The organism is Acidiphilium sp. JA12-A1, assembly GCF_000724705.2.
Lineage (GTDB): Bacteria > Pseudomonadota > Alphaproteobacteria > Acetobacterales > Acetobacteraceae > Acidiphilium > Acidiphilium multivorum.
Genome location: NZ_JFHO01000127.1, coordinates 1 through 6,523 on the forward strand (window position 1 = coordinate 1; position 6,523 = coordinate 6,523).

Below are 6,523 nucleotides of genomic sequence, written 5' to 3' on the forward strand. Positions count from 1 at the left end.
ACGACGAAGTCGTCATCCATGTGATCCGGCCAAGCCGGGGCGCCAACGTCGTCGCGGAGGTAATGGACGGCCATCGCCCCGCTATCTGGATCTCCGATCTCTATGGCGCCCAGCGCGGTCATGCCGATGACTGGCAGATTTGCCTCGCCCACCAACTCCGGGACTGCAAATTCGCGATCGAGGCGGGTGATACGATCTTCGCACCCAGAATGAAGGCCCTGCTGCTCCGCGCCGTCGTGCTGGCGCGGCGCCATCGCACGCTCGCGGACGCTACAAGACGCGCCTGGCGGCGGCGCCTCGACCATGATCTCGACGCCGTCATGGCGCTCGCCCCGATCAACCACCACGGCAGACGATTGCGCCGACGATACGGCAAGGTTCGTGATCATCTCTTCACCTTCCTCGACCACCCGGATATCGCCGCGGACAACAACGGCTCCGAGCGCGAACTCCGGCCTACCGCGACATATCGCAAGGTCACCGGAGGGTTCCGATCCAACTGGGGCGCCGATTTCTTCGCCAACGTCCGATCCGTCGTCGGGACCGCCGCGCGGCACGGCCTTGATGCCTACACCGCTATCAAAAACGCCGTCACCGGAGCATCACTGCCCATCGCCCCCCTACCGGGTTGAGCAGATACTATTTTTTCCATCTAATCAAATTAAATCGATTCATTTCGATGAAAATAAATCACTAAATAAAAAACGAATCTGTGAATATTTCGGGTATTATTGTAAAAATTAGTCATTTTTCAGCGGCCCAAGAGAATTTTGACCGGTTTATAACAGATAAGTCGCTAAGCTCTCATAGACAATCATCCGCACGCCGTTGCGGGAGAACGTATCGGATTCGGTCATGCCGATGGCGCCGAGGACGGTGCGGGAGGCAAAATTGTCGGCGCGGGCGACGGCGATGATGCGGGGGAGCGAAATACGGTCGTGGCCGTAGCGGAGGGCGGCGCTGGCGGCTTCGCGGGCGAGGCCGGCGCCGCGGACTTCGGGCCATAGGGCGAAGCGGAGCGCGATGCCGCGGCCGTCCGGGCGGTCGGCGAGGCCGGTGATGCCGAGGAAGGCGTTGGTGGACTGGCCGCGGATGGTCCAGATTCCGAAGCCTTGCGCGCCCCAGGCGGCGATGTCTTCCGCCAGTTCCGCCGTGGCCTGCTCGGCGGTGCGGACGCCGCCGAGCATCATGGCGAAGGCGCGGGGGTCGGTTTTCAGGGCGACCAGGTCGTCGCGGTCCGCCCAGTTCACCGGCTCCAGTCGCAGCCGCGCCGTGGTGACGCGCCAGGCGGGGTTGGCGGTCATGGAGATGGCGGGGCCTTGCCCCGGACCCCATCAGGGGCGCCGCCCCTGAACCCCGCCAAAGGCGGAGCCTTTGGAATCCATTCGTTTTGGTTTTGGGGAGGGCATCCGGGCAATTGCCTTGGTAAAGGCAGGGACACGCCCTCCCCAAAACCAAAACGCGAGCGCGGTTCCAAGGGCTCAGCCCTTGGCGGGGGTGCAGGGGGTGGAACCCCCTGCGTGGGCCCGGAACCAAGACCCTGCATCCGCTGGCTACCGGGTGAGGGGGCGGTATTTGATGCGGTGGGGTTCGGTGGCGTCGGCGCCGAGGCGGCGTCGCTTGTCTTCCTCGTAGTCCTGGAAGTTGCCCTGGAACCATTCGACGTGACTGTCGCCCTCGAAGGCGAGGATGTGGGTGGCGAGGCGGTCGAGGAACCAGCGGTCGTGCGAGATGATGACGGCGCAGCCGGCGAATTCGGCGAGGGCTTCTTCCAGGGCGCGGAGGGTGTCGACGTCAAGATCATTTGTTGGCTCGTCCAACAAGATGACGTTGTGTTCGCCCTTGAGCATTTTGGCGAGGTGGACGCGGTTGCGTTCGCCGCCGGAGAGGATGCCGACCTTCTTCTGCTGGTCGGAGCCCTTGAAGTTGAAGGCGCCGACATAGGCGCGGGAGGCGACGGTGCGCTTGCCGAGGTGGATGACGTCGGTGCCGCCGGAGATTTCCTCCCAGACGGTCTTGTTGTCGTCGAGGCTGTCGCGCGACTGGTCGACATAGCCGAGTTTCACGGTGTCGCCGACGGTGAAGGTGCCGGCGTCGGGTTTTTCGACGCCGGTGATCATCTTGAAGAGGGTGGACTTGCCGGCGCCGTTGGGGCCGATGACGCCGACGATGCCGCCGGGGGGGAGCTTGAAGGAGAGGCCGTCGATCAGGAGGTTGTCGCCGAAGCCCTTGCGGAGGTCCTGGGCCTCGATGACGGTGCCGCCGAGGCGCGGGCCGGGGGGGATGACGATTTCGGCGACGCCGGAGACCTGCTCGGTCGATTTGGCGAGCATTTCCTCGTAGCGGCTGATGCGGGCCTGGTTTTTCGCCTGGCGGGCCTTGGGGGAGGCGCCGATCCATTCGCGCTCTTCCTTGAGGGCGCGCTGGCGGGCGGATTCCTCCTTTTCCTCCTGGGCGAGGCGCTTCTGCTTTTGCTCCAGCCAGGAGGTGTAGTTGCCCTCGAACGGGTAGCCGCGGCCGCGTTCGAGTTCGAGGATCCAGTTGGTGACGTTTTCGAGGAAGTAGCGGTCGTGGGTGACGAGGATGACGGTGCCGGCGTAGGCGCGGAGGGTCTTTTCGAGCCAGGCGACGGATTCGGCGTCGAGATGGTTGGTCGGTTCGTCGAGGAGCAGGAGGTCGGGCTTCTCGAGGAGGAGGCGGCAGAGGGCGACGCGGCGGCGCTCGCCGCCGGAGAGGTTGGTGACGGGGCTGTCGGCCGGGGGGCAGCGGAGGGCGTCGAGGGCGATGTCGATCTGGCGGTCGAGCTCCCAGCCGTCGCCGGCGTCGATCTTCTCCTGGAGGGTGGCCTGCTCGGCGAGAAGGGCGTTCATCTTCTCGTCGTCCATCGGCTCCATGAAGGCTTCGGAGATCTCGTTGAAGCGGGCGAGGGCGGCGCGCATGTCGGCGAAGGCGAGGGCGACGTTCTCGCCGACGGTCAGCGTCGGGTCGAGATGCGGTTCCTGCGGGAGGTAGCCGACGCGCACGCCCTCGGCGGCCCAGGCCTCGCCGCCGAATTCCTTCTCGATGCCGGCCATGATTTTCAGCAGGGTGGATTTGCCGGCGCCGTTGACGCCGAGGACGCCGATCTTGACGCCGGGAAGGAAGGAGAGGGTGATGCCCTTGAAGACCTCGCGGCCGCCGGGGAAGGCCTTGGTGAGGTCTTTCATCACGTAGACGTATTGGTAGCTGGCCATCGGGAGTTCCTGTGCGCGTGCGGAGTTTGCAGCCCGTATAGGTGGGGGGCGGCGCGCGGGCAACCGAGGGCGGGATTTTGGGGCGTGGAATGAGGAACGGCCGGAGCAAAAACTCCGGAGCGGAATGAAGAACGGCCGGAGCAGAACTCCGGCCGTGTGCTCAGGCGTTGGGCGTGCGGGTCAGATGTAGACGTGCCAGCCGAGCGAGAGGTTCAGCACGATGCCGTAGGTGAGATACATCAGCAGCAGGCCGGTGAGGATGTGCACGAGGCCGAGGGCCTTGCGGCTGAGCGGCATGAACAGGTCGAAGCAGTAGAAGAATTCGAAGAAATACACCGCCATCAGGCCGGCGAAGAGCAGCGTCACCGGGCCGTCGCCGGCGGTCTTGAAGACGATGAGGCCGAGCAGGGCGACGAGGAAGAAGGCGACGCTCATGAAGCCGTTCGGCACGATCGAGCCGCCGCGCATGCGGCTGAGGCCCATCGCCAGCCAGTGGATGCCGAAGACGGTGGTTTCGATGCCGGCGGCGTAGAGCGGGGTGGATTTCGCGCCGACGCCGAAGACGTTGAACCAGGTCAGGCCGACCAGGATGTAGGTGCCGCAGAGGAATTGCAGCATGCCGGGCATCCAGAAGCCCCACCAGCCGTTGGTGAGTTCGCTGGACTCGGATTTCGCCGGGAAGCCGAAGAGTTCCTGCGGGCCGAAGATGAGGTAGCCGGTGCCGAGGCCGAAGAAGGCGAGGCCGAGGGGCACGTAAGCGGATTGCGTGAGCGCGAATGATGTTGGGGTCACTGGGCGTCTCTCTATTGTTTGATTGAGCCCGCGCCGGCGGTGGGCGCGACGCGGGCGGGTCCGACGACTGTTCGGCGCCGAAGGTTTAATATTCGAGACGGATTACCAGATCGCCACTTTGTGCGTTCACTTATGCGTAATTCACGCGAGCGTGATCAGACGCCCGCGATTCTGGCACGCTGGCGCACGAGGGCGAGGACCGAGGCGGAGATCGGCGCCGGGAGATCGACCCAGCCGGCCATCTCGACCACGGCGCCGAGCAGCGCCTCGATCTCGATCGGGCGGCCGCGCTCGAGGTCCTGGAGCATGGAGGTCTTGTGCGCGCCGACCTCGGCCGCGCCGTCGATCCGCTTTTCGACATCGATGGCGAAGCGGACGCCGAGCGCCTCGGCGATGGCCGCGCCCTCCAGCATCATCGACCGGGCGAGGGCGCGGGTGCCGGGATCGGAGGTGATGACGTCGAGTGTCGCACCGGTCAGCGCGCTGATCGGGTTGAAGGCCATGTTGCCCCAGAGCTTCACCCAGATGTCGTCGCGGATGCGGGGACGGACGGGCGCCTTGAGGCCGGCCTCGATCATGAGGCGGCTGATCAGGGCGGCGCGCTCGGTGCGGGCGCCGTCCGGCTCGCCGAGGATGAAACGGTCGCCATAGGTGTGGTTGACCACGCCGGGCTCGACGATCTCGGCGGCGGGATAGACGATGCAGCCGAGCGTCTGCGCCGGCGGCAGCGCGGCCCAGACCGCGCCCTCGGGGTCGACCGCCTTGATGCGCCGGTCGGTGAAGGGCGCGGGCAGGCCGTAGGTGTACCACCAGGGGATGCCGTTGATCGCGGCGATGATGGTGGTCCGCGGGCCGATCAGGTGGCGGAGCTGCGGCAAGGCGGGCTCGATGCCCTGGGCCTTGAGGGTGATGAGAACGTAATCCTGCGGGCCGAGCTCGGCGGCATCGGCCACGCGGGGGCGGGTGAGGATCTTTTCTCCGCCGGAGAGGAGCAGAAGCCCGTTGGCCTCGATGGCGGCGCGGTGCGGGCCGCGGGCGACGATCGAGACATCGGTGCCGGCGGCTTGCAGCCGGGCGGCGACGAGGCCGCCGATGGCCCCGGCGCCGAAGACGCAGATGCTGGTCATGCCTCGATCCCGAGGCGGGACGCGAGGCCGACGCGCTGGACCTTGCCGGTCGGGCCCTTGGGGATCGCCTCCATGATCAGGATGCGGCGGGGCACCTTGAAGGCGGCGAGGCGGCCGGCGGCGAAATCGCGGATCGCCTGCGGGTCGGGCGCGGTGCCGGCGCGGGGGACGACGATGGCGCCCACCTCCTCGCCCAGCTTGTCGTGCGGGATGGCGAAGGTGCAGACCTCGGCGATGTCCGGATGGTCGAGCAGGGCGACATCGACCTCCAGCGGGCTGATCTTCTCGCCGCCGCGGTTGATCTGCTCCTTGAGCCGGCCGGTGAGGAAGAGATAGCCCTCTGCGTCGAGCATGCCCTGGTCGCCGGTGCGGAACCAGCCATTGGTGAAGGCCTTGGCGTTGGCCTCGGGGTTGGCGGCGTAGCCGGCGGTGACGTTGGGGCCGCGGATGACGACCTCGCCGGTTTCGCCCTGCGGCAGCAGCGTGCCGTCATCGTCCATGATGGCGATCTCGGGGCCGGCGGCGATGCCGACCGAGCCGGCCTTGCGGGCGCGCGGCGGCAGCGGGTTGGAGGCCATCTGGTGCGCCGCCTCGGTCATGCCGTAGGCCTCGATCACCGGGGCGCCGAATTTCTGCTCCAGCGCCGCCATCACCTGCGGCGGCAGCGAGGCGGAGGAGGAGCGGATGAAGCGCAGATTGGCGAGCGCCCTGACCGCGTCGTCCTCGGGGGCGCGGAGCAGGATCGCCTGGTGCATGGTCGGCACCGCCGTGTACCAGGTGGGGTTTTCCTCCTCGAGCCAGGAGAAGAAGCGGAAGGCGTTGAAGCCCGGCGTGCAGCAGACGGCGCCGCCGGCGCGCAGCGAGGCGAGGGTGGCCGCGATCAGCCCGTGGATGTGGAACAGCGGCATCACGTTGAGGCAGAGATCGTCCGGCGCGAGCGCCAGGCTGGCGGCGATGTGGCGCGCCGAGGCGGCGAGGTTTTTGCTCCGCAGCGGGACGATCTTGGGCCGCGCGGTGGTGCCGGAGGTGTGCAGGACCAGCGCCTCGTCCTCGGGCTCGGCCGGGCCGGGGTTGGCGGCGGGGGTTTCGGGCAGGGCGGAGACATCGAGCGTGAAGGCGCCGGCCGGAGCGGACTCGTCCTCGGCGAGGTCGAGCAGGGGGATTCCGAGTTTCGCGGCGACGCCGCGCACCGGGCTGTCGGCGCCGGCGGCGACGATGACGGCGCGGGGCTTCAGGTCGTCGAGATAGAATTCGAATTCCTGGTCCTTGTAGGCGGGGTTGAGCGGGGCGGCGCAGCACATCGCGGCGATGGCGGCGAAGGCGGTGGCGGCGGCGGGGCCGTTGGGCAGGACGATGGCCACACGGTCGCCG

The 6,523-nt window shown here is 67.2% G+C and carries 6 protein-coding genes; 1 reads left to right on the plus strand and 5 read right to left on the minus strand.

All coding sequences use genetic code 11. From position 1 onward, the window contains the following. The coding region (locus RT91_RS18015; RefSeq protein ID WP_035188975.1) for a transposase at positions 1–632 on the plus strand (632 nt) is incomplete at its 5' end. A gap of 147 nt (positions 633–779) precedes the next feature. On the opposite strand, the gene RT91_RS18020 is transcribed toward RT91_RS18015, so the two are convergent. The 5 genes from RT91_RS18020 to RT91_RS18040 form a co-directional block, all read right to left on the minus strand. Next, positions 780–1,304: a GNAT family N-acetyltransferase gene (locus tag RT91_RS18020; protein WP_035188976.1), complete on the minus strand. Its 525-nt coding sequence runs from the start codon at positions 1,302–1,304 to the stop codon at positions 780–782. Between the two features lie 249 nt (positions 1,305–1,553). Beyond that, positions 1,554–3,233, minus strand: a complete 1,680-nt coding sequence (ettA, locus tag RT91_RS18025) for an energy-dependent translational throttle protein EttA (RefSeq protein WP_007424154.1) — start codon at positions 3,231–3,233, stop codon at positions 1,554–1,556. A gap of 180 nt (positions 3,234–3,413) precedes the next feature. Next, positions 3,414–4,025: a hypothetical protein gene (locus RT91_RS18030; RefSeq protein WP_012040078.1), complete on the minus strand. Its 612-nt coding sequence runs from the start codon at positions 4,023–4,025 to the stop codon at positions 3,414–3,416. Positions 4,026–4,180: 155 nt separating this feature from the next. Next, a complete protein-coding gene (locus tag RT91_RS18035) occupies positions 4,181–5,152 on the minus strand; it encodes a 2-dehydropantoate 2-reductase (RefSeq protein ID WP_035188978.1) in 972 nt (323 codons plus the stop codon). Beyond that, positions 5,149–6,523: acyl--CoA ligase (locus tag RT91_RS18040; RefSeq protein ID WP_035188979.1), on the minus strand; the 1,375-nt coding region annotated here is incomplete at its 5' end. The genes RT91_RS18035 and RT91_RS18040, both read right to left, overlap by 4 nt.